The organism is Sphingomonas pseudosanguinis, from assembly GCF_014196255.1.
GTDB classification, from domain to species: Bacteria; Pseudomonadota; Alphaproteobacteria; order Sphingomonadales; family Sphingomonadaceae; genus Sphingomonas; species Sphingomonas pseudosanguinis.
Genome location: NZ_JACIDH010000009.1, coordinates 94003 through 116083, shown reverse-complemented (window position 1 = coordinate 116083; position 22081 = coordinate 94003). Strand labels below are relative to the sequence as shown.

Sequence of the window (22081 nt, the reverse complement as noted above, 5' to 3'; positions counted from 1 at the left end):
CGCCCGGTTATCGCGTGCCGGCGTCGGTTCGCCAACCACCGCCCAGCGCACGGAACAGCGCCACTTCGTTCTGCGACACCGCCAGATCGGACTGGACCTGTTGCAACGTCGCCGACGCTGTAGCCCGCTGCGCATCGACCTGAAGCAGTCCGGGCGCATCGCCGAGCCGAACACGCGCAGCGGTACGCCGGGCATAGGCCTGCGCCTCGCGCGAGGCGGTTGCCAGATCGAGGTTACGGCGAGTCTCAGCATCATAGGCCGCCAGCGCCGTCTCAACCTCGCGCAGAGCACGGAGGACGGCCACGTCCCATCCGGCGAGCGCCGCGCGCTCGGTCGCGCGGGCCTGCTCCAGGCGAGCGCGGGCGGGCGCCTGATTGGGGAACGCCCAGCTGACGAGCGGCGACGCGACGGCCTTGAACCCGCCCGACAGCAATCCGATCGCTCCGCCCAGATTGACGCGCGGGTAGAGGTCCGCCCGCGCCACCCCGATCCGCGCCGCGGCTGCGGCAAGGCGTCGCTCCGCCTCGCGGACGTCAGGGCGCCGGAGCAGCAGCGCGGTCCCGTCGCCGATCGGCGCGGCCGTCCTGAGGCGCGGCGCGGCGGTGCAGGTGAACGCATAAGCACGCGCTTCCGCCGGGGGGCGTCCCTGCAACGTCGCGAGCCGATACAGCGCGTTCGCCCGCTGCGCCTCGAACGGCGCGATGGCCGCGCGAGTGGCAGCGGCAATGGTCGCGACCTGTGATACTTCCAGCGGCGACACCTCGCCCGCCCGAAACTGTTCGCGCACGAGCGCGACCGACCGGTCCTGTGCCGCCGCGACTTCGCGCGCGGTCGCGATGGCGCGGGTCGATCCGCACAGGTCGACATAGGCCAGCACCGTGTCGGCCACCACGGCGACGTGCAAGCCGTCGACGACGGCGGCCTGCGCTTCGGCATCCGCGCCCGCCGCGGTCGCGGCCGATCGCAGCCGGCCGAACAGGTCGAGATCCCAGCTCGCCGTCGCGGCGATATCGTAATCCGTCGTCGGCACGTTGCCCGACGCGCTCGGTTGCGAGGCGGGGTTGTCGACCCCCAGCGCGCTCTCGACCGTCGTCTGCGGTAGCCGCGCCGCCCGTGCCTGCCGCAGAGCGGCGCGCGCGCCGTCCAAATTGGCGTAGGCGACACGCAGGTCGGCATTGGCGGCGAGGGCCGATCGCACCAGTCCGTCGAGGACAGGATCGTCGTAGAGCCGCCACCAGTCATCCGGCACCGGTGCGATCGACGCGACGGAAAGCCGGACGAACTCGCCCGTCGCGCTGGGCGGGGCGATCGTCGGCGGAGGTGTGGGCACGCTCATGCACGCGGAGGCGAGCAGCGCGACGGCGGGAGCGAAGCGACGGATCATGCCAGCACCTCCTTCGGTGCTGTGGCTGGCGGCACGGCGCGGTCCTCGCCATAGCGGGCATAGAGCGCGGGCAGCAGCAACAGGTTGAGCGCGGTCGACGAAATGAGGCCGCCGAGGATCACGATCGCCATCGGATGCTCGATTTCATGCCCCGGCGCGTTGCCGGCGACAATCAGCGGCACCAGCGCGAGGCCGGCACAGGCGGCGGTCATCAGGATCGGCACCAGTCGTTCCTCGGCACCGCGCAGCACCAGATCGCGCCCGAAGGTCATGCCTTCGTGCCGTTCGAGATGCTGATAGTGCGACAGCAGCATGATGCCGTTGCGCGCGGCGATGCCGATGACGGTAACGAACCCTACCAACGAGCCGAGCGACAACACCCCGCCGGTGACGGCAACGGCGACGACCCCGCCGACCAGCGCGAACGGCAGGCTGACACCGACCAGGGCGGTGATCCGGCGCGAACGGAACTCCATCCAGACGAGCAGCAGGATGCCGACGAGGCACAGCGCCCCGATGCTCCAGAGGCGGCTGCGCGATTCCTTCAGTGCGGCATATTCGCCGAGCACCTGCGGATGATAGCCGGTCGCGAACGGCACCCTGGCGACCGCGGCGTCGACCGCCTGCGCGACCGTGCCGAGGTCCGCGCCCGCGACGTTCATCGTGACGTCGAGCCGGCGCTGGCCGTTCTCGCGCTTCACCTCGTTGGGCGCAGGGGCGATCTCGATATCGGCGATGTCGCCGAGCCGCACCGGCGCCCCGGCAGCTCCATTGCCCGGCGCGGGCACCTGGATCATCAGGTCGCGCAAGGCGTGGACGCTGTTACGCACCGCCGGCTCGCCCCAGACCGCCACGTCGAAGGCACGCTGGTCGCGGTAGATTTCGCCGACCTTGGCCTGTGCGACCAGCACCTGCGCCTGGCGGCGCACCTCGCCCGCGGTAAGGCCGAACCGCGCCAGTTCGCCCGCACGTGGCCGAATGCGGATCTGCGGCACCAGCACCTGCGATTCCAGCTTAAGGTCGGACACGCCCGGAACCCCACTGATCGCCTCACGGACGCGGGCACCGGCCGCGCGCAGCTCCGCCTGGTCCGGGCCGTAGATGCGCACGACGATCGTCGCGCCGGCGCCGGTCAGCACCTCCTTGATCCGCTCGCGCAGATAGGTGAGCACGTCGCGATAGAGGCCGGGGTAGCCCTCGACCACTTCCTTGATCCGCTTCACCGACGCATCGTAATCGGCGTTCTCGTCGAGGCTGATCCAGAGTTCGGTGAAGTTGGGGCCGACCACCTCGTCGGCCTGTTCGGCGCGGCCGATATGCGCGCCGAAGTTGCGGACGCCGGGGATCGCGCGCAGCTCCTTCGACGCGCGGATCGTGATCCGGTCCATCGCCTCGATCGACGTCCCCGGCTTCTCGACGAAGTGCATCAGGAAGTCGGTTTCGCGGAAATCGGGCAGGAACTGGTCCTTGAACGTCGCATAGCCGACACCAGCGAGCAGCAGCCCGCCCGCGACGATCCCGACCGCCATCGCCGGCCTCGCGACGACGCGCGGCAGGAAGCCGAGATAGCGGCGCTTCATCGCCGCGACGAAGCGGGTGTCGCGCTCCTCCTTCAGCGGCGCGTTGGGGAGCAGGAGCAGGCACATCGCCGGCGTCACTGTCAGCGCGACCAGCAGCGACATGCCGATCGCCAGCACATACGCGATGGCGAGTGGCTGGAAGAAGGTACCGGCGACCCCGCCCAGGAAGAAGATCGGTACGAACACCAGCATCACGATCAGTGAGGCGAACACCACCGCCGAGCGAACCTCCAGCGACGCCGCCAACACCACCGCGAAGGCGGGCTTCGGATCGGCCGCCTCACGGTTCAACCGCAGCCGCCGCGCGATGTTCTCGACGTCGATGATCGCATCGTCGACCACCTCGCCCAGCGCAATGACGAGGCCGGCGATAATCATCACGTTGATCGTCGCGCCCGACCAGAGCAGCATCAGACCCGCGCCGAGCAGCGACAGCGGGATCGCGACGAGGCTGATCGTCGCCTGCCGCCAGTCACGGGTGAACAGGAACAGCACCGCCGCCACGAGCGCGCAGCCGATCATCAGCGCGCGGGTGAGATTATCGATCGAGCGTTCGATGAAGGTTGCCGGCCGGAAGATGGTCGTGTCGACCTTCACGTCCTTGAGACCCGGCTTCAGTTCGTCGAACGCGGCCTCCACCGCGCGGGTCAGCTCGAGCGTGTTGGCGGTCGGCTGCTTCTCAACGATCAGCATGATGCCCGGGCCGTCGTCGATGATGGCGTTGCCGATCGGCGCATTGAAGCCGTCGACCACGCGGGCGACGTCGCCGATCCTGACCGGTGCTTCGCCCGCCTGCCTGACGACCGCCTGTGCCAGCTCGGCCGCGGTCTGCACCGTGCCCGTCTGCTGGACGGCGAGGCGCTGGTGGGGGGTGTCGACGAACCCGCCACCCCCCACCAGCACCGCGTCGCCGGCGGCCGCGCGCACCTCCGCCAGCGTCACGCCGGCCGCGCGCAGGCGGTCGGGATCGACCAGCACCTGCAACTGCCGGTCGCGCTGGCCCCACACCGCGACGTTCGCGACGCCGGGGACGGCCATCAGCCGCGGGCGGATCGTCCAGCGAACGAGCTCGGACAATTGCATCTGGTCGAGCTTCGTCGACGACAGCCCGACCTTCATCGCCCGGCTCGTCGACGATAGTGGCGGCATTAGCACCGGCTGACGTGCCGCGAGCGGCAGGCGCGGCTGCACCTGCGCGATGCGCTCGCCGACCATCTGGCGGGCGCGGATCACGTCGGACCCGCGCTCGAAGAGGATTTGCACCGACGACAGGCCCAGCACCGACTTCGATCGCAGCGTCATCAGGCCGGGCACGCCGTTGACCGCCGTCTCGATCGGCACCGTCACCAGGCTCTCGACCTCCTCGGTCGACAGCCCCGGCGCCTCGGTCTGGATTTCCACCATCGGCGGGGCGAACTCGGGGAACACGTCGAGCGGCACGTCGCGCCCGGCGCGAACGCCGAGCACGACCAGCAAGGCGGCGAGAGCGAGGACGAGGACCCGCTGCGCCAGCGCGAAACGAACGAGCCGACCCAGCATCAGTGCGCCGCCCCGAACTCGGTGCCGAACAGCTCCGCTGCGCCATTGGTCACGACCTGCGCCCCAGTGGACAGTCCGCGCGCTAACAGCGCCCGTCCGCCGCTCTCCGATGCCACCTCCACACGCTGGCGGACGAAGGTGTCCGGCGCGGTCTTCTGATAGACCCACTCGCCGCCATGAATATCACGAAGGATCGCAGCAGACGGCACCGACAATCCCTCGGTCTGCCCGGCGAGCGGCAGGTCCACCGCGACGCGCTGGCCGACGCGGAAGGCGCGGTCGCGATTGTCGATGGCGAAATACAGGTCAACCGTGCCCGCGACGGTGTTGGCCGATGGGGGCGCCTGCACCGGACGGGCGCTGCGTGGCGCGCCGGCGTCGCCGAGCGTGCGGACCATCGCGGCGGCCTCATGGCGCACATTCCCCATGTCGCTGCCGAACACCGAAGCGCGCACCCACAGCACCGCTTGCGAGCCGAGCGAGGCAACCGCAGGCCCAAGCAAACGGCGCTGCTGTCGTGCCGCGCCCAGCGCCGCCTGCGCTGCTGCGAGGGCTGCTGCGGCTTCGTCGCGCGCCCGGACACTGCCGGCTTCCTCGCGCACCAGGCTTTCGGCGCGGTCCAGCGCGATCCGGGCGAGGCGGGCCTGCGCCGATGCTCGCGCCAGTTCGGCATCGGCCGCAGCCTGCTGGCTGCCGATCTGCTGGAGATTGGTCGTCGAGTTGACCGGCACGCCATTGGCGCTGATCGGGGGGACCACGATTTCGCCGGCTACCTCACGCGCTGCGGTAGCCGATCCTCCGCCGACGCGCACCAGGCTGATGCCCAAGCGATGCTGCGCCTCGGGCGTCAGCGTCAGCTTTAGCAGCTCGCTTTCGTGCGCGATCATCTCGGCATGGGCAGGCGGTGCCGGCGGCTTCGCGGTCTTCTCGCCGCAACCGGCGAGCAGGATCGGGATCAGAAGGAAGGTCTGGCGCATCGTGACGGCCTAGTCACGAAAGAGTGGGCGCCGCTGGAGCCGACTATACAAAGTCCCAATATTGCCGACGGTTCACGAGTTTCGATTTGAATTTGATGCTCCGACCTGATGATCGTTGGCTCTGGGGGTGTGCGTATGGAGACGGTCGACGTGACGAGAGAACATCCTGCCCGCAAAGTTGCTGAAATCACCCTCGGCTTTTGGCTGGCCAAGGTCGTCGCCACTACATTGGGTGAGGTTGCGGGCGACGCCATCGCTCAGACGCTGAACCTGGGCTACGTCGCCGGACTTGCCATCACCCTGGCCCTTCTAGCGGCCTTCCTCGTCGCGCAGGTTCGTGCCGATCGCTATCATCCTTTTCTGTTTTGGGCGACGATCGTAGGTACGACGACGGCGGGAACAGAAATAGCTGATCTTTCGACGCACACCCTCAACCTTGGCTACAACGCGACCTCGGCCATCCTTTTTGGTGGCATGTTGCTGACCCTCGGCATTTGGTATCTCAGGCGGGGCACCTGTGACGTGAGCGCTGTGGTCGATCGTGAGAGCGAATTGTTTTTCTGGGGCGCCGTTTTATTCTCGAACAGTCTCGGCACCGCGTTTGGCGACGGACTCGTCTATGTTTTTGGCCTTACCTATACGACGGGGTCGCTCGTCTGCATGGCGGTGATCGGCGTGGTATTGCTTCTGCACTATGTCGCTCGGGTCAACGCGGCATTTATATTCTGGGCGGCATTCGTTTTCACCAGGCCGTTCGGTGCCGACTTTGGGAACCTGCTCACGAAGGAAGCTGTCAAGGGCGGATTTGGCCTCAACACGTTTGCGACTGCGTTGGTCTGCGTCCTGTTGCTCACTGGGGTTGTCGTGTTCTTCGAACGTCGGCAGCACCTTGTGAATGGACGTAGTCGCACCGCCGCCTGAACAGCCAAGCAGATACGACTTCGGCCTGATCCCCTTTCTCAATTGGGAAGGATGGTTGGGACGGCTGCCGGTTGCAAAGGCGCGCTGAACGGCAAGGAAGTAACCGTCTTCCCAAAATATGTTCCCGATTGCTCATTCCCGAAATGGACGGTTAGAGATGGAAAAACGGGACGGTCCAGCCGCAAAGGGGAGTCGCCTTTGGCATCGACACCAGTTCGTGATTGGGCGTGAGGGCTAGATGCAAAATTTTTGTGGGGTGCCGGTGGACTGGTCAGCAACCGGCGACATGATGGCCGGAGCGGGCGCGATCATAGGCGCGGGAGCGGTGATTTGGGCGGCAAAGGTCGGGCGCAGCACGTTTAATGATTGGAAACGACAGAAGAACGAGGGGCGTCGCATCGACCTTGCAGAACAGCTTCTCGCGCTCGCCTACAAGCTGAGGCGCGCCTTTCAAGGTATCCGCTCTCCAGGGATGCTCGGCTGGGAGATCTCCGAAATGGAGAACAAGCTGACGGAGAGCGGCATGATTGATGCGCAAACGCCCCACCATATTAAGTCGGGGCTATCAACGGCCCAGGCCACGTTGTCGCGGACCGAACACTACAAGCCCCTATTCGACGAGCTGCTTGACACGATCCCAGTGGCGAAGGCGATTTTCGGCGAGGAGATGGAAGAGGCGCTGAATACGTTTTGGGTGCAGCGCGCCAAGGTCGTCGTCGCTGCTCAAACCTACGCAGACATCATCCGCCGCAACGAGCCTAGAGACGAACGGCGCCTAGATGAATTGATGGCACGTCGCGATCGCACGGAAGGGGTATTCTGGGAAGGAGGTGGTCCAGATGGAGTGGATTCGGTTGCGAATGCGATCGTGGCGGCGATCACGACCATGGAAGCCCGACTATTCCCGATCATCCGGCACGAGGGCTGATTGATCCTGCGAACGGCGGCCAGAGTATCTGCGATAGCGGTGGTTAGCCTATCATGCCGCGATCCGGTTCTTCTGAATGAGCATCGGCAAGCATGAACGTCCAAAGCGGGGCGGAACGGCAAAGGCTGAGCGACGGTGGAAGGAATACTTTTTGGGCGCAGCGGCTCAGGCCGGACGCATACGACTGTCCTACCGATCGTCAACGCATGGACCACTTGCTCATGGTCAGCTTTGAGTTCGCAGTCTTCACAGGTGCTGCAAGCTGCTCTTGTGGCGGTTCGGCAGCCGGCTCATACCTTCGTCATGTCTAGTGCACTTATCTCGACTGTAGGCCTATGCGCTGACGCCTTGGGGGCAGGGCTGCTCGGCTTCGATCTCGTGCGATTGCAACATCGACTCCGCCGAGAGGCAGCTGATCGCAGATTGGCGATCGAAAGTATGGCGGATGAGTATGGTGGGATTGCTTCGTGGGCTGAGGAGATCAAGCGCAATGCCCGCTACATCCCGCAGAGAGCATACGAGCGCTATCATGCCCAAGACCCGGTTTCCTATAATGTCGAAAATCTGACGGAGCGTGCTCAAGAGCTAGGCGAGTGCGTTAATGGTTTGGGTGAACACCTTGCAAAGGTTACGACCTATTTAGGTGATGCCGCCGATGCAGATAATGCCACGGCAGCACTGTCGATCCGCTACAGCATTACGGGTCTAGTGCTGCTATTCGGCGGCTTCGTACTACAAACCTTGGGCACCAATCTCACGTTTTAAATTGACAACAAATCTGGTGGCCGCTAACGCAAAGACGGCCCGCGATCGAGCGATCACGAGCCGTCCCATGGTTGACCTTAGTCCCGTGATCCCCGCCATGTTTGCACGCATGGCGGGGGATTCCCGTTGAAACGAACTAGCAGTAGGTTGCACCCTACTGCGCGGTCTGATCGGCCTATAAGGCCCAGATCGCCCCCCGTCAAGCGCACCACAAGTAACTACCCATTTTTCGCAAGATGCGAATTGACGGGACGGTCATATATCTAGAACTCCACCCGGCTTGAAAGGCACTCAACATTTTGTTGAGTCTGATAAGCCGCATTTAAAGGCATATCTAATGCCAGTCACCACGTTGACGATGCCGTCAACACGTACGCCAAATATGCCAACGAATATGTACCACTAATATGTAAACTGAAAGCCAACCTGAAAAAGTACGTCAAACGACCGCTGTAAACCGGCGTACAGAACCACGATCGAAGTGGCGTACGAAATCATTTCCGTAGAGCGATCGAATGAGCAACGAGGCCACGCAATCTCCGAACCGCAATCCGAAAGCCGATAACGTTGGCGTCGAGTATCCCGGCGCTTTGCAACCGGGTGCAACAATCGCTATCACAGCAATACCGGCATCATATCGTCCAATCGCGCCGCAGAGCATGGTGACAAATTTCGCCGTTGCGTGACCCTCGGCCGGCATAAATTCGGCGAGTTTGGCGGCCTCAATCCTGTAAACTCAGTTCACCAAATGGCTTTCGTGAACTGAGTCGATACCTTCCATAGCTTTGCGATTTTGGTCGTATCACATTGTTTTTAAATGGATTTTTGAGCTTTTATCAGGGGGCTTTGGGAAAACTGTATCTAGAATAGACTGGTTCGACATGCGAAATTTTGCCGACTGAATGAATTTTGGAGTTTTCGCCATGCCTGCCCTACCTGATGTCCTTTCCGCCCTTCCTGCCATTCCGCTCCCCCATCTGCTGATTGTTATGGTCCTGGGTGGGTTTGCCCTTGCTGGTTTCGCCATCCATGCGGTGCTGTCTGTCGCGAAAGGGCGTGACCGGTGAGCCCCCCTTGGTCCCAGCCTAGAATGCCGCAATGGGTCCGCCTGCCTTCCAAATGGATTGAGGCTGGCGGGCTGCGTGCATTTCGATGGAAAGCGGAGGAGGGTGGCCGCGAAACTGCCGCGCTGTTGATCTTGGCCGTGATTGCTCATCATTCTGTGGATGGCATTGCCAAGCTCACCTACGAAGAGATGAGTGGGAAGGCGGGGATCAGCCGTGCCATGGTGTCGGCCGCGCTCGACATTTTGGAGCAGCGCGAGGTGATCGTACGCAAGGTTGCCGGTCGTGGCACATTCGGTCTGATCGCTTACGATCCAGCGTCGGGATGGGCAAAACTGCCGGTAAAAGGCCTATACAGTGGCGGTGTCGTACAGGCGTTTCAGCACCTGACATTGCGTCATAAGAACGAACTGGTTGCCTTGAAGCTCTACTTCCTGTTCGCTGCGATGCGCGACAATGATTCCAATTATGCACATATCAGTTACGATAAAATTATTGAGCGCACGGGCGTCAGTCGGGATGCGATCCGTTCGGGTATTTCCATCCTGGCAAGTTTAGGACTTGTGCATATCGAGAACGCCCCCTCGATCGGTTCGTTTTCCGGCGTCAGTCAGGCTATGTACAATCGTTACCGATTGACGCATCTCGATAGTTATAAGCACGCAGGTACGTCTGGCCGTGCCGAGATTGGCGCTAGCGACATTTTTTGACGGGATGCCGATAGTTTCTCCGCGCCTCTATGTAGGCCTGACAGGAAGAGGGGAAGGCTTTCGCACAGCCGCTCCCCCAAGATCACGCCGCTTCCGATAGCCTTCCCAACCCGGGATGATTTGTCAGAGGCAGTGGTCGATCCATTCGCTGATCCGGGCAAAGGCGCTGTCGGACAGATCGAGGAACGTCCGGCGCTGATCCGCTGGATCGGGGGTGCGGTCGATCTCGCCGTTCTCGACCAGCTCGGCGATGTGGCGAAGCGCGGTCGTCGGCGGGATATTGGCCGCGACGCATAGCGACGTCACCGGTACCCTGGTGCCTTTCAGCCGTGCGACATACAGATCGAGCAGCATGTCCCAGCGCGGTTCGACGAACAGGTCCGGCCGCAGATAGTGGCGCCGCTTGGCCCTGGCCTGGATGACGCCCTCGATCGTGCTCAGCCGCTTGGCCGTGCATGGCGGCAGTTCGAGATAGTCCCTTACGAGGTCGCTGAGCTCATCGATGCGCTTCGCGATCGCTGCTGCCGCACTGAGACGATCAGGATCAAGAGCATTATATAGACCCACAGCTGCTCGGCCACAGCATAGGCCATGGGCACCGTCTGTGGCTTTATGAACCGCGCCAGATGGGTCATCACCGCGATGTTCTGAAGGGCTGTGATCCATAACGGCCAAAATCTCGTGCTTTTTGCCATGATAACGATGAACGCGACCAGGGTCGCGACATCGACCACGAAGATGCCCACCTCTGCTTCATACCATGCCGGTCCCTTGTTTGCGGCGAGCCCGGTGGCAAGCGAACCGATGGTGATGGCGATGATGCACGCGCGTTCCGCGCGTTCGCCTCTCACGCCGATATAGACCAGCGCTGCGGCAAGAATGCAGAGGTAGAGGAGGGGGACGAAGGTCAGCACGACGGCGAGCATCGCTCAGATAGGGGCCGGATCGCCGTCACGCCAATCATCTCAGGCGGCCATCGTGATGGTGTCGGCCTGGACCGCCTCGACCGGCGGGCAGCCCGGCAGGCTTCCGATCGCGGTCTCCTGAAGGCCGAGCTTGGCGCGGGTCTGGATGAGCTCGCGGCGGGTGGCCGCCATGCTGTTGCGGACCTCGGCCAGTGCGGCGACGGTGGCGAAGGTGTTCATCATCGCGGAGTGGGTGGGCAGGGGGCCGACCTGCGCTTCGATCGTGCCTTCCGCCAGCGCGGCGAGGAAGCGGCCGGCGCGGGCGATCGCCACGTCGACGGCGGTTTCAAACGGTGCGAGATCGGACACGACGGTACGGGCGGCTTCTTGGACGATGTTCGGCATGATGTCTCCGGGGCGCGGGTGGCGCTGCGAATGGACCAGCCGATTGGGCCGGTCAGAATAGTTCGGAAAGGCCGCTCAGGGCTGCGATCGAGCCCCCGAAGACGAGGGCGATGAGTGCGGACAGCACGAGCGAGTAGATGAGCTTGCCTGCAAGCGTCAGGTCATTGATCGGCCTCCCCTGGGTCGGGAACGGCAAAGGGAAACCCACCGTCCGGTCCAGGGTCGATGCGTCCGCCGGCTGTGGTTCGGCCACTATCAACGGCTCATATATAGCGGAATCATATATGCCGCCCTCATGCTCGAAGAGCAGGCGCGCGGCTTCCGCGCTGCGGCCGACGCCCAGATGCTGCCGAGCCAGCGCCAGGCGCTGATTGACGGTCACGGGACTGCGTCCGATGTGCCGTGCGATGTCCTTGACCTCCCAGCGGGCATGAAAGAGGCGCAGGCACTCCTTCTGGCCGTCGGTGAGAAGATCGAATCTATTGTCCCCCATATCGGACGTTTTTAGCGCCGGAATGGAGCGGGACAAACATGGCTGACGCTTTCCGCGACAGGACCGATCTCCGGTTCGTTTCAACCGGCCCGCGGAACCCCAGTCGGCAGTCATCGCCGGATCAGCTGGCGACCATGCTAGGAGACTGACATGAGCTGGGACGGATAGGCGGCCAACAGCGACAGAGCCTCCTCGACGGGCGCGGTCAGCCATCGCTCCTGATCGTCCGCCAGCAGGATGACCGGCATCGCTTTGGGATGCTTGGGCGCGACCAGTGGGTTGGGCTCGGTGGTGCAAAAGGCATAGACCCGGTCGTGATCCTGATCGAGCTTCCACAGTCCGGCAAAGCACGGCATCGCCTGGTCCTCGACGCTGAACCACCAGTTGGTATCACGCGGGTTCTGGCGATCGGCCGCAGCTTTGGGTTCGGCAAAACGGGTGAACGGGACCAGGCAGCGATGCTCGGTCCGCATCAGCCAGGGCTTCCACATATTGCTCTGCATATTCCGCGCGTTCGTCCACCAGTCGTAGAGGAACGGCAGCTCGCCTTCGCGGGCCGGGCGCTTCCGCGGTTTGCGCGTTGGGAAGCCCCAACGCATGGTGCTCAGCACCCGCTCGCCAGCCTCATGACGCACCACATAACCGGGCTTGCCGGGCGCTGCGTAGTCCTTCTCAACCGCAAGCGTATTGGCTGGGTCGGCCGCCGCATCGAAAAGCTCGAAATAGGATCTCGCTTCGGGATTGAGGTTGTAAAGATTGCACATACGCCCTTTCGATCATGAACATTATGACCATGCAAGCTATTGATGATTGGCAACGGCAAGGGGGAACTGAGCCCCCCTATACATGCGGCTTGTGCGATCTAATATATAAACAAACTTAATATTACAAACGGCGTTTATTAAAATGCTCACGCCATAACGCGCATAATCCGGATACGTAATATTCTGCCGATGTGAAAATAAAACATCGTAATGCCACGTTTTTCTATTCACACATCGATATTATATCGTCTATGACCTGCCTTGCTTCTGATCTCTTCATTTCATCACTTGACGTCAAAAGAATGTTCGACGATATTATTGCTGTCATTGCTCGAACAGCATCAGAGCGAGCTTTGCCCATGTCATTTTCATCCCACAAAGACAATCCAGACCGCATGGTGTTCTGTATCTCTATGGCATCGCCCTCATCTATTTTGACGGCCTCAACCGCTGCCACTATTGACTCTGATGTGTCATTCAACGATTCCTGGTCCATCAAAACTATGTAGTCCGGGAATTTGTCGTCAGTTGCCCATAGGCTATTGACTAGCACATCGCGTCCCTGCCTAGATTGGGTAACAGCATCTAAAGACCACTCTATACGACTTAAGTCAGAAGGATCTACAGACACCTTAGCAACATGACGGAAACTTTTTTCTTTCTCACCTATACTTCCAAACCCATAGGCCTTTTTCCTGCCTAGCAAACCGCTAAATACATTCAACAGCAGCGCTTCCACCATGGCGTGGGTGTTAATAGCTGCCAACCCGTTTAAAGCCGCATTGGGGTGAGTGCTAACGACGTTTACTGGGTCTACTTGGACGTTGGGAAGCACCGTTGATGGATATGTGCGAGGCATCGGTGAGCTCTCCAGAAAATACCACGAGGCATTTACGCATACTGAGCCCCACCTCGGCAAGTGGCGCTACGACGCCAGAAATGGCCAGTGAAGTTTCACTCAAAAGATTTGATATATGACCCCTCTGCCCGCCCTATTCGTGCTTTAAAGCTGCGGGAGGCGATCCTCGGTGTTTCGACAGGCGAGAGGGAATGTTATATTCTATCTTGGACACCCGAAAACAGACGTACAATTTCCACCTCTCGCGGACGGTCCGCTTAGGCCGCTGACATCGCAGGGCCGACGATGGCCGGCCCTGCACCGAGCATTACTCGCCCGACAGATGCGCTTGGGCGGCATCCTTAGCCGAGCGGGCGTTCTTCGCCTTGGCCGGGGTGCTCGCGACCTTCTGGCCGGGCTTGCGACCGAGACCGATCTTCTTGGCCATGGCGCGACGGCTCTCCGAATAGCTTTGCGAGACCATCGGATAGTCCGCCTTGAGGTTATAGCGCTCGCGATATTCCTCGGGCGTCAGGCCGTTGGTCGACAGATGGCGGCGCAGCGTCTTGTAGGGCTTGCCGTCGATCATCGAGATGATGTGGTCGGGCGAGGCCAGCGACTTCCGCACCGACACGGCCGGGACATAGTCCTGAGGCGCTTCGGCTTCCGGCGCGGCCGCCTGGCTACCGCCGGCGAGCTGCTGGAGGGCGGCGTGCATGCTGTTCAGGAAGGCGGGCACATGCTCGGCATCGGTGCGGGTGTTGGGGTTGCCCAGCCACGCGATGGTCAGTTCGGTGGCGAGCTCGACGGCGTTGATCGCGTCCTGGTTGTTTTCGTCAGACATGATGGTTCCTGATGGGAGAGGAAGGACCACAGATGATCATCGATCAGCTATGGTGAAACCGACGCCCATGTGAATGCGATGCCCGCTATCTGCAATAGCAATCTAGTAGCTGTCACGGATTTAATTTCTTTCCGCGCTTTGCTCTCGATCAAAGTCCGATACCGATCGCGGTCAACACCAGTGCGGCAAGACCAACCATGATCTTGGCTGCGCCCAATGCCTTGGCGATCCGATCACGCCTGACGCGCGTGCCGGTTTTGTCTAACCCGGTGGTGATCCCGAGAATGCCATCGGCGCACAGGATCGAGCCGATCACGAACAATAATATGGCGATCAATCGCAAATAGCTGAGAAGATCCATAAAACCGACAAGCGCCATGCCGGTCAGCACGACCATCGCCACCATGTAAGCGAGCCAGCCGAGCTCGAAGAGGCCGTAAAGCCGCATGGGTCCGTGCCAGTGCCGGAGCGAGCGCAGCAGGACCATCGGCCGCTCGCAAGTGGGGCAGGGCTCCAACCGGCGCGAACCCGGCCATTCCACCAGCGTCGTGCGGCAATAGGGACAGTGCATCAGGCCGCATCCTCCCTGGCGGTGGCGAAACAGGCCGGGTCACAGTGAAGGAGCGGCGCCCCCCGGCAGGTCGCCTGAAAGCCGCCCATCATCACCGGCCGCACCGCCAGGCGTTGGCAGCGGCGGTTGTGCCGATCGACAAAGCCGCACGGTATGGCGAGCGCCGGCCGGGCAGGCTCGTCGTCATGCTCTTCGTCGAGCGGCCGGGGGCTTGCGGCGAAGAAGTCAGGTTGGTGGATCACCGCTCACATCCTCAGATCGAGGGGAAGGGGGGTGCCGCGACGGCGACACCCCAACCCTTGTCAGCGCGCCCCGACGAGCGGCGCGGTGGCGATAGCGCCAGCGACGGGGGCGGCGCCGGCGGGCGGGACGGCTGCCGCCATCGGCGGCATCGTCGCGCGCACATCGGTCAGGAGCTTGCGCATCGCATCGAGCAGCGCCAGGCTCGTCACCTTGCCGATGTCGGTGCTGGTGTAAGCGCCGCCCAGCGCGCCGACGCCGGCATTGGCGAGGATGCCGCCGCCCAGGATCGACAGATCCTTCTTGCGGGCCGAGCCGGTGGCGACTGCGCGCTGGATGCCGGTCTTGACCTCGACCAGGGTGAGGATGGTCTGGCTCTCCATCTTCTTGGTCTTGAAGCCGAGACCACCGGGGAGCAGCCCGCCGATCGCGCCGCCATTGCCGCCCGCGTTATTGTCCGAATAGACGACCTGGGCGGTCAGCAGAAAGTCGGCCGCGCGCAGGCTGGCCGCGTTGCTGCCGGCCGCAACCGAGCCGCCCGCCGCCAGCTCGCGCTCGCGCTGGAGGGCGGTGAAGCCCTGGCCGCGATCGACGATCTGGAAGCAGTTCGAGCGCGCGGTCAGCAGCTTCAGGAGCGGCAGCGGATCGACGCGGGCACCGCCGCCATTTTGCTGTTCGGCCATCCGCACCAGCGCGCGGAGGCCGGCCGGCAGATCGTCGGTGCCGCGCTGGTCGGTGGCGCTGCGGTCCTCGACCAGCGCGACCGTGCCGATCATCGCGGCGCATTGCGGCAGCTCGGACTGCTCGTCGACGCCGACACCGCCCTTGCCGAGCTTCTGCGCGCTCGCCGGCGCAGTCGCCAGCGCCATGATCCCGAAAATGATCGCAATAGTCTTCATGATGTTCGTCTCCCTGATGATCGATGTCGGCCAGCATCCCCGTGGCCGTGGTGGCGGGGTTTATTTTGCTTATGTGACGCCATGACAGTGGGTTGAGGCGCACCCCTTCGCCTCACTTTTGAACCTGCTCACGGCTCTCCTTAAAACTTCCTCCCTTTTCTCTTTGGATTGGTCGGATCTGGATCATTCCTCGATCGCTCATGTCTCATGAGAGATGATCAGTTCGCGCGATGACCCCGATGAGCCTGCCCGCGTGGATTCTTGCCAAGCTGAAGGCATGGGCGAGGAGCTGGCTCACAGTTCGAGACCGAGATTCTTCTCAGGGACCGGCAGCAATTGCTCGCCCCGCGCCGGCATCGGCGGATCGGCCTCCGGCTTGCCCGCGCCCGGCAGCAGCGGATCAAGCGCGTCCCCCCGGGCCAGAGGCACCGCCTCGTTCCCCGGCAGCGGCCAGCGGACGCCGGTCAGGTCGTCGCCTGCGCTCAGCCCACGCAGGCCGTCATCGCTCGCGTAGCGGGCGGCGTCCTCGCGGCTGAAGGCGGGCATCGGCGGCAGGTCGCTGAGATCGATCGGTTCGCGCGCGCCCACGATCGCCGAGGCCGCGCTGTCGCCCTGGCGCGACTGGGCGGCTGCACCGCGCGGCTGCGAGGTGGTCGGGGTGGTGCGGGCACCCGGCCCGTCGATGTCGAGCCGGCCGAGCGTCTCCAGCGCGGAGGTCTTGTTGCCCGCATTGCGGTCGAGCCTGGCCATCAGCTTCTTGCTGTCATCGACGACAACGGTGAGATCGTCGCGGACACGCGTCACCCCGACGTTGAACAGCCGCTGGTTGGAGAGGTTCTGCTCATAGCTCGCCATGACGGTGATCGCCTTGTCGGTGGTGATCCCTTGCGCCATGTGCATGTTGAGCGAATAGGCGAGGTCAAGCCGGGCCAGCATCGGATCGCCCGGCGCCAGCGTGACGACATCCTTGTTGGCCAGTTCGACGGTGATGTGACCGTCCTTGGTGCCCAGCACGCGGGCGAGCGCGGAATTGAGCATGCCGCGCGCCTTGTCATTGGCGGTCCAGCGGATGCGCTCGCCCTCATGCAGGGTGATGTCGGTTTTGGTGGAGAGCTGCAGCCGCTCGATGGTGATGCGCGGATCGATCTTGGCGGGCTCGAAGCGGTGGCGCCGGCCATTGCCCTCGATCTCGATTTTGCCATTGGCAAAGGTGCGGGTGACCTGAAAGGTGCCGCGCCGCAACGACACTTCGGGAACGTTGCCCGTCACATGCAGCGTCTGGCCTTGCTTGTAGGTATGGGCGTAGCGCAGCTCCTCGCGCGTGGCATTGACGCTCTCATAGACGCTGACCGTCTCGCCGCTGCCGGTCAGCGCCCCTTCCTTGCGCAAGCCCGCCTGGATGTCGGCGTTGATCGTCTGGCGTGCGACGCGGCCCGAGGCAAAGACGGCGGTCGCCTCACGCTCGGCCGGGGACAGGTTCAGCCAGCGCTCGGCGGCATGCGCGGCGGGATCTTCCCCCTTGGTCTCGATCACCCGGTCGCCGAGCACGCGCAGCGCCTGCGATGCCTTGCCGACATTGGCGAGGGCGGCAACCGTGCGCAGCGTGTCGGTGCGCTGGCGGATATTCATGTCCATGCGCGCGGTCGCGGCACCGCCCGCCTGCAGCATGGCGAACGCCTTGCCGGCGTCGATCGAGGAGAGCTGCTGGCGATCGCCGACCAGCGCCAGCCGGTCGATGCCCAGTGTCTCGGTGATCCGGACCAGCTTCAGCATATCGGCGCTCGACACCATCGAGGTCTCGTCGACGGCGATGATGGTGTTCTTCAGCTCGTCGCGGCGCAGCCTGGCAGCGGCACTGTCGGGTTCGACGAGGAAGCGCTCATTGGCCCAGATGAAGGACGCGATCGTCTGCGCCTCGATGCCGGCTCCCTCCTTCAGGTCGGCGACCATCTTGTTCTGGAAGGCGAGACCCAGCACCTTGCGTCCTTCCGCCTCGGCGACGCGCGCGACCGCCTGGAGCATGGTCGACTTGCCGGCACCCGCGACGCCCTGGACAACGACGATGCGGTCCTCGCTGGCGACGATCATGGTGGCGGCCGCGAGCTGGCCGGGATTGAGTTCATGCGGTGAGGCGGCCTGCAGCCGGTCGGGCGCGTCGGCCGCAGCGACGATCGCGCTGGCCGTACCACGACCGCGCTCCATCTCGCCCAGGATACGCTCCTCGGTCACCAGCCCTTCGCGGGTGGTGACCGCCGTATAGGTCGTCTCATGATCGCGCACCTGGCCCGGGATGAGCAGCCCCTTGCCGACAAGCTGGGTGATGCGGTTCTCGATATGCTCGATCGTGACGCCCTTCAGGTGCAGGTCGAGCGCGGTCTTGCCCAGCCGATCGGTGTCGAAGGCGGCTTCGCGCTGGGCATGGATGCGCACCGCCGAGGCCACGGCGAACTGTGCGCGCGCGGCGGCCGGCGAGACGACGATGCGCGCGACCGCGCGGTCGACCAGCGGATCGGGGGTGGCGAGGAGGTGGCCGACAAGCGCGCGCGCCGACTGCACCGCCTCGCTGATCATCTGATAGCCGCGATCGAGCGGGCCGCTCACCACATGGCTCTGGCCTGCGACCTCGCGTTCGGCATCGCGCAGGATCTGCTTGCCATCGAAGCCGAGCCCGGCCGCCTTGTCCTGCCAGTCCCTCTGCAGGCCAGCGCGGTCCTCGACATTGAGCTTGGGATCGCGGGTGCGTGCGGTGACGCTGCGCAAGCCTTGCGCGCTTTTCAGCCCGAGACCTTCGGCGGTCGCCAATATGTCGGCGCGGCGCTGGCTGAAGGCGTCGATGACGTCCTTGGGCACGCCGGCGATCTCGAAGGTGCCGTGCTTGCCGGTCGCCTCGATCTTATAGCCGAGCTTCTCCATCTCGCTGCGTAGATAGGCATGATAGATCGAGCCGATGACGGTGTTGCCGGCCCAGATTTTGTCGGCATGCAGCGCCTGCCATTTGCCGTCCGGCATACGGGTCATGTTGGCGATGACCGCATGGATATGCGCCTGCGGGTCGAGCGCGCGGCTCGTGTCGTGCTGGAACAGGCCGTAGGTGAGGTTGCCCGACGCGATCGGTACTTTCCGCCCGTCTATGTCCTTGCGTCCTTGCGTGAGGTTCTTCTCGACCCAGGCCATGGTCTGGCGGACGGCGGCCATATGCGCGCCGTCCTTGCCGAGGATGCGCTTGTCGCCGGCGACATAGGCCGTGAGCGAGACCGACTTGGGTGCCGAGAAGGTCAGGTCGATGCCGGCGCGCCGGTTCTCGACCTGGCCGACCTTCTCGCCCGAGGGCAGCTCGCCATTGAGCGTGCGCTCCAGGTCCGCCTTGCCGACATCGCCGGTGAGCCCGACCGCTTCGGCGCCAGCGCCCGCCCAGATGCTGACCTCGCCGGCGTCCTTGCCGGCATAGTAATCGGCGGAGGCGAAGTCGTCCTTGCCATAGTAATTGGCCGCGCCCGAGGCGGAGCGCACGGATGCAACGGAGAGCATCAGTCGCCCATCCCCATGCCATCGTCACTGCGCTCCGCGGTGGCCTGCCGCATCTCGACCAGCGCCTGATCCTCGACCGGAGCGGGGGCGGTGGTGGTGACGCCGACCACGCCATCGAGACCGTTGGAGCGGGCCACGTCCGAAGGAGGGGCGGCGACCGGTGCAGCAACCGGTGCCGCAACCGGCTGGATGGGCAGATCGCGCGGCTGCTCCGAGACACTCGTGTCCGCTTTCGAGGGTGTCTCGGCAGGCGCGACCTGATCATTGGCAGCCTGCTGATTTTCGCTCGGCGCCGACAGGATATTGGCCGCCTGGAGATTAGCGATATTGGCGGCAGCACTCCCCGGCTCGATCGCCGCCTCCGCCAGTGCGGCGGGGGCCTGCGCCGCGCCATCACGCCCGCCGCCCTCGCTTCCTCCCCCGGCAGGCGGTCCCCCCTCACTTCCGCGTTTGGCGATCCCCGCCGGGCTTACCCGGCGGGTGACGAAGCCCTCGGCGACCTTGGGGTAATGCTGCCATTCGAGCACGACCCTGGCGGCTGGAAAACCATCGGGATATTTGAGGAAGCCGTGCATCGAGGGCAGGTTGGTGATGTCGTCGGGGATGACGAGCGGTTCGACCTGTTTTCGCGGCGTCAGGGTCGAGGCATCACGGGTGGAATTATGGCCATAGCTATAGGCCTCATCCATCTGCCGGACCTCGCGGTTGCCGATATAGCGGCTGCACTGTTCGGCGGTGTCGAGATCGGCTGCTGCCAGGATCAGTTTGTTGCGCGCCAGCGAGGACAGGTTGCGGGCATTTTCCTGACCATAGATCTGCACCAGCTTCTCGAACGAGTGCAGCCCCAGGATCATCGCACCACCGAAATTGCGCGCGGTCTGGAGGCCCTGTTCGATAGCAGGCAGACGATGGAGCGCGCCCAGCTCGTCGAACATGAACCAGGTGCGCAAAGCGTGGCTGCGCGGCATGGTCATGAGGGCGTGGATGGAAAGGTTGGTCCACAGCGTCAGCAGCGCCCGGTTCATCTCCAGATCGGGATATTGGCTGGTGATGAAGAGGATGGCGCCGGGCTGCTTTTCGCCGGTGATCCATTCGCGGATCGAGAACCGGCGGCCGGTGTCGGGCAGGAAGCGCAGCACCTGCGCGTTGGTGTTGAAGACCGCGCGGATCGACTCCGCCATGCGTGCCGCCTCGGGCGCGGTCAGCGGGTCGGCGATGGTCTTGGCGAGATAGGCGTGAACCTTCTTCAGGTCGGCGGTCATCAGGTTCTGGGCAAGGGCTGCATTGCTCGTCTGGCCGTGCTCGATGAGCTTCATGCACATCTCGACGAACAGGGTGCGCGCCGCCATCGCCCAGAACGGATCGGTCGCCCCGCCATCCGATGGAATGAGCGCGGAGGCGGCCGCGACGAAGTCGCTATAGCTGGTGCAGTCATTGAAGATCGACCAGGCCGGGCAGCGCTGGTCGAAGGGGTTCAGGATGGTGTCGCGCGCGGGGTCGTAGAACGCCTCGACATAGGCCCCGGTGAGATCGAAAATGACCGCGGTGTCCTGGCGCTCGCGCATCTGCGCGATGAGCGCGCGCAGCACGCTCGTCTTGCCCGCACCGGTCGTTCCGATGATCATGGTGTGCGACTGTTCGAGCCGGTGCGGATAGGGGATGCCGGCCAGCTTATAGGGGTGATGAATGCCCGCTGCCTTGCGTGCATCGAAGGGCATTTTCAGCACCGCGTCGGGGTCGTAGCCAGGGAAGAAACGCGCGGCATCGGCGACGAAGGATTTGCGGTTATGGCTGGCGACCGCGTGATACAGCACGTCGCGTTCGACTAGCATGGCGCCGCGCTCGTGATGCTCGTCGAGGATCTCGGAGCCACGCTGTTTGGCGTAGTCGATATACCAGATGGCGAGCGGTACGGCGACGAAGGTGGCGAGCAGGAAAGAGCCGATGAGCGCCCGCTTTGCCTTCGCGCAAGCGGCCATCACCTCGGGCACGTAAGGCACGTAGCCCATCGCGGTTTGGCGGATCGAATTATCGGGCAAGAGGAGGTGGACGCGCTTCATCAGATCGAGGCCGCACCAGTCCCAGAAACCCGCCAGGACGCGCATGCAGATGAGCTGGAAATTGTTCTCGCTGAGCGTCACCGATAGGATGATGGTGTAGGTCAGCGCCAGGCAGACCGCCCAGACGATGAGCGGCTTTTTCGCGCCTGACAGCCACATGAGAATCTCATGGCTGAGGAGCTGGCTGCCGCGGGTGAAATTGCCCGAATTGCGCGTGACCTCGCCGCGCGCGGAGGCGTGCTTCAGGGGCACGGCACTGCCGTCGGTGCGGATGTCATTGGCCATGATATTGGACCATGCGCTCGTTGGTTTTGGCCACGATCACATCGCGTAATTCGGGGTAGGTTTTGGCGATGATCGTATCGAGCGCGATCTGCGAGTATTCGCTCAGCTGGCGGACACGAAGATCACTGGCAGACAATTGTCGCTCGTCTGCTAAATATGCGTCGACGGCACGGCGGACCAGTTCGGACACGCTGCATTTCTCGGCAACGGCTCGCACCTTTAGCCGAGCAGATCGCTCTCCATCCACACGGATAGAGCAATGCTGGTGTTTGATACTCAAGACCGCCTCCTAGCAGGGAGGCTGGTGGGCATTGAAAAGGCGGTCTGACCTTATCCCAAGACGTACACCCTGGCAAGGACCACACCGCCATCAATCTTATG

20 protein-coding genes are annotated in these 22081 nt (G+C 63.5%); 4 read left to right on the top strand and 16 right to left on the bottom strand.

Annotated elements, in window-relative coordinates; genetic code table 11:
- Window positions 1-7: 7 nt before the first annotated feature.
- The 3 genes from GGR48_RS11265 to GGR48_RS11255 are packed head-to-tail and all read right to left on the bottom strand — an operon-like array spanning window position 8 to window position 5480.
- Complete coding sequence (locus GGR48_RS11265; protein ID WP_183952004.1) at window positions 8-1384, bottom strand: efflux transporter outer membrane subunit; 1377 nt, start codon at window positions 1382-1384, stop codon at window positions 8-10.
- Window positions 1381-4503 carry an efflux RND transporter permease subunit gene (locus tag GGR48_RS11260; protein ID WP_183952003.1) on the bottom strand — a complete coding sequence of 1041 codons (3123 nt, stop codon included), beginning with the start codon at window positions 4501-4503 and terminating at the stop codon, window positions 1381-1383. Before GGR48_RS11260 ends, GGR48_RS11265 begins: the two co-directional genes overlap by 4 nt.
- Window positions 4503-5480, bottom strand: coding sequence for an efflux RND transporter periplasmic adaptor subunit (locus GGR48_RS11255; RefSeq protein ID WP_183952002.1), 978 nt, complete (start codon window positions 5478-5480; stop codon window positions 4503-4505). Before GGR48_RS11255 ends, GGR48_RS11260 begins: the two co-directional genes overlap by 1 nt.
- 135 nt (window positions 5481-5615) lie before the next feature.
- Between GGR48_RS11255 and GGR48_RS11250 the strand changes: the two genes are divergently transcribed.
- The 4 genes from GGR48_RS11250 to GGR48_RS11235 all read left to right on the top strand — a co-directional run bounded on the left by GGR48_RS11250 (window position 5616) and on the right by GGR48_RS11235 (window position 9868).
- Window positions 5616-6401: a COG4705 family protein gene (locus tag GGR48_RS11250; protein WP_183952001.1), complete on the top strand. Its 786-nt coding sequence runs from the start codon at window positions 5616-5618 to the stop codon at window positions 6399-6401.
- Between the two features lie 238 nt (window positions 6402-6639).
- Window positions 6640-7329: a hypothetical protein gene (locus GGR48_RS11245; protein WP_240456054.1), complete on the top strand. Its 690-nt coding sequence runs from the start codon at window positions 6640-6642 to the stop codon at window positions 7327-7329.
- Window positions 7330-7752: 423 nt separating this feature from the next.
- The gene (locus tag GGR48_RS11240; protein WP_183952000.1) at window positions 7753-8094 is read left to right on the top strand and encodes a hypothetical protein; all 342 of its coding nucleotides are present in this window, start codon (window positions 7753-7755) and stop codon (window positions 8092-8094) included.
- A gap of 1090 nt (window positions 8095-9184) precedes the next feature.
- Window positions 9185-9868, top strand: a complete 684-nt coding sequence (locus tag GGR48_RS11235) for a helix-turn-helix domain-containing protein (protein WP_183951999.1) — start codon at window positions 9185-9187, stop codon at window positions 9866-9868.
- A gap of 123 nt (window positions 9869-9991) precedes the next feature.
- Here GGR48_RS11235 and GGR48_RS11230 read toward each other — a convergent pair whose 3' ends face one another.
- The 13 genes from GGR48_RS11230 to GGR48_RS11170 all read right to left on the bottom strand — a co-directional run bounded on the left by GGR48_RS11230 (window position 9992) and on the right by GGR48_RS11170 (window position 21890).
- Complete coding sequence (locus GGR48_RS11230; protein WP_183951998.1) at window positions 9992-10222, bottom strand: helix-turn-helix domain-containing protein; 231 nt, start codon at window positions 10220-10222, stop codon at window positions 9992-9994.
- A 125-nt stretch (window positions 10223-10347) separates the two neighbouring features.
- On the bottom strand, window positions 10348-10794 hold the full coding sequence (locus GGR48_RS11225; protein WP_183951997.1) for a hypothetical protein: 447 nt from the start codon (window positions 10792-10794) through the stop codon (window positions 10348-10350).
- Between the two features lie 39 nt (window positions 10795-10833).
- The gene (locus GGR48_RS11220) at window positions 10834-11178 is read right to left on the bottom strand and encodes a hypothetical protein (protein WP_183951996.1); all 345 of its coding nucleotides are present in this window, start codon (window positions 11176-11178) and stop codon (window positions 10834-10836) included.
- A gap of 52 nt (window positions 11179-11230) precedes the next feature.
- On the bottom strand, window positions 11231-11785 hold the full coding sequence (locus GGR48_RS11215) for a helix-turn-helix transcriptional regulator (protein ID WP_206362494.1): 555 nt from the start codon (window positions 11783-11785) through the stop codon (window positions 11231-11233).
- A gap of 23 nt (window positions 11786-11808) precedes the next feature.
- Window positions 11809-12435, bottom strand: a complete 627-nt coding sequence (locus tag GGR48_RS11210) for an SOS response-associated peptidase (protein ID WP_183951994.1) — start codon at window positions 12433-12435, stop codon at window positions 11809-11811.
- Between the two features lie 223 nt (window positions 12436-12658).
- Window positions 12659-13294, bottom strand: coding sequence for a hypothetical protein (locus GGR48_RS11205; RefSeq protein ID WP_183951993.1), 636 nt, complete (start codon window positions 13292-13294; stop codon window positions 12659-12661).
- Between the two features lie 307 nt (window positions 13295-13601).
- A complete protein-coding gene (locus GGR48_RS11200; RefSeq protein ID WP_183951992.1) occupies window positions 13602-14117 on the bottom strand; it encodes a Ros/MucR family transcriptional regulator in 516 nt (171 codons plus the stop codon).
- A 148-nt stretch (window positions 14118-14265) separates the two neighbouring features.
- The gene (locus GGR48_RS11195) at window positions 14266-14604 is read right to left on the bottom strand and encodes a hypothetical protein (protein ID WP_183951991.1); all 339 of its coding nucleotides are present in this window, start codon (window positions 14602-14604) and stop codon (window positions 14266-14268) included.
- An 83-nt stretch (window positions 14605-14687) separates the two neighbouring features.
- On the bottom strand, window positions 14688-14930 hold the full coding sequence (locus GGR48_RS11190) for a hypothetical protein (protein WP_183951990.1): 243 nt from the start codon (window positions 14928-14930) through the stop codon (window positions 14688-14690).
- A 60-nt stretch (window positions 14931-14990) separates the two neighbouring features.
- The gene (locus tag GGR48_RS11185; protein WP_183951989.1) at window positions 14991-15827 is read right to left on the bottom strand and encodes a CsgG/HfaB family protein; all 837 of its coding nucleotides are present in this window, start codon (window positions 15825-15827) and stop codon (window positions 14991-14993) included.
- Window positions 15828-16121: 294 nt separating this feature from the next.
- A complete protein-coding gene (gene mobF, locus GGR48_RS11180) occupies window positions 16122-19355 on the bottom strand; it encodes a MobF family relaxase (RefSeq protein ID WP_183951988.1) in 3234 nt (1077 codons plus the stop codon).
- Window positions 19355-21700 (bottom strand): type IV secretion system DNA-binding domain-containing protein, encoded by a 2346-nt coding sequence (locus GGR48_RS11175; protein ID WP_183951987.1) that lies wholly within the window; start codon window positions 21698-21700, stop codon window positions 19355-19357. The genes mobF and GGR48_RS11175 overlap by 1 nt, the downstream gene beginning before the upstream one ends.
- Entirely contained in the window at window positions 21690-21890 is a 201-nt protein-coding gene (locus tag GGR48_RS11170; protein WP_221211486.1) for a hypothetical protein, read from the bottom strand. The genes GGR48_RS11175 and GGR48_RS11170 overlap by 11 nt, the downstream gene beginning before the upstream one ends.
- Window positions 21891-22081: the final 191 nt, after the last annotated feature.

Coding starts and splice junctions, on each gene's coding strand:
- GGR48_RS11230 (WP_183951998.1), bottom strand. CDS start 10,222: ATGCTGCTCGATCTGTATGTCGCACGGCTGAAAGGCACCAGGGTACCG.
- GGR48_RS11185 (WP_183951989.1), bottom strand. CDS start 15,827: ATGAAGACTATTGCGATCATTTTCGGGATCATGGCGCTGGCGACTGCG.
- GGR48_RS11245 (WP_240456054.1), top strand. CDS start 6,640: ATGCAAAATTTTTGTGGGGTGCCGGTGGACTGGTCAGCAACCGGCGAC.
- GGR48_RS11210 (WP_183951994.1), bottom strand. CDS start 12,435: ATGTGCAATCTTTACAACCTCAATCCCGAAGCGAGATCCTATTTCGAG.
- GGR48_RS11205 (WP_183951993.1), bottom strand. CDS start 13,294: ATGCCTCGCACATATCCATCAACGGTGCTTCCCAACGTCCAAGTAGAC.
- GGR48_RS11200 (WP_183951992.1), bottom strand. CDS start 14,117: ATGTCTGACGAAAACAACCAGGACGCGATCAACGCCGTCGAGCTCGCC.
- mobF (WP_183951988.1), bottom strand. CDS start 19,355: ATGCTCTCCGTTGCATCCGTGCGCTCCGCCTCGGGCGCGGCCAATTAC.
- GGR48_RS11195 (WP_183951991.1), bottom strand. CDS start 14,604: ATGGTCCTGCTGCGCTCGCTCCGGCACTGGCACGGACCCATGCGGCTT.
- GGR48_RS11255 (WP_183952002.1), bottom strand. CDS start 5,480: ATGCGCCAGACCTTCCTTCTGATCCCGATCCTGCTCGCCGGTTGCGGC.
- GGR48_RS11265 (WP_183952004.1), bottom strand. CDS start 1,384: ATGATCCGTCGCTTCGCTCCCGCCGTCGCGCTGCTCGCCTCCGCGTGC.
- GGR48_RS11175 (WP_183951987.1), bottom strand. CDS start 21,700: ATGGCCAATGACATCCGCACCGACGGCAGTGCCGTGCCCCTGAAGCAC.
- GGR48_RS11225 (WP_183951997.1), bottom strand. CDS start 10,794: ATGCTCGCCGTCGTGCTGACCTTCGTCCCCCTCCTCTACCTCTGCATT.
- GGR48_RS11250 (WP_183952001.1), top strand. CDS start 5,616: ATGGAGACGGTCGACGTGACGAGAGAACATCCTGCCCGCAAAGTTGCT.
- GGR48_RS11235 (WP_183951999.1), top strand. CDS start 9,185: ATGCCGCAATGGGTCCGCCTGCCTTCCAAATGGATTGAGGCTGGCGGG.
- GGR48_RS11220 (WP_183951996.1), bottom strand. CDS start 11,178: ATGCCGAACATCGTCCAAGAAGCCGCCCGTACCGTCGTGTCCGATCTC.
- GGR48_RS11260 (WP_183952003.1), bottom strand. CDS start 4,503: ATGCTGGGTCGGCTCGTTCGTTTCGCGCTGGCGCAGCGGGTCCTCGTC.
- GGR48_RS11215 (WP_206362494.1), bottom strand. CDS start 11,785: ATGACTGCCGACTGGGGTTCCGCGGGCCGGTTGAAACGAACCGGAGAT.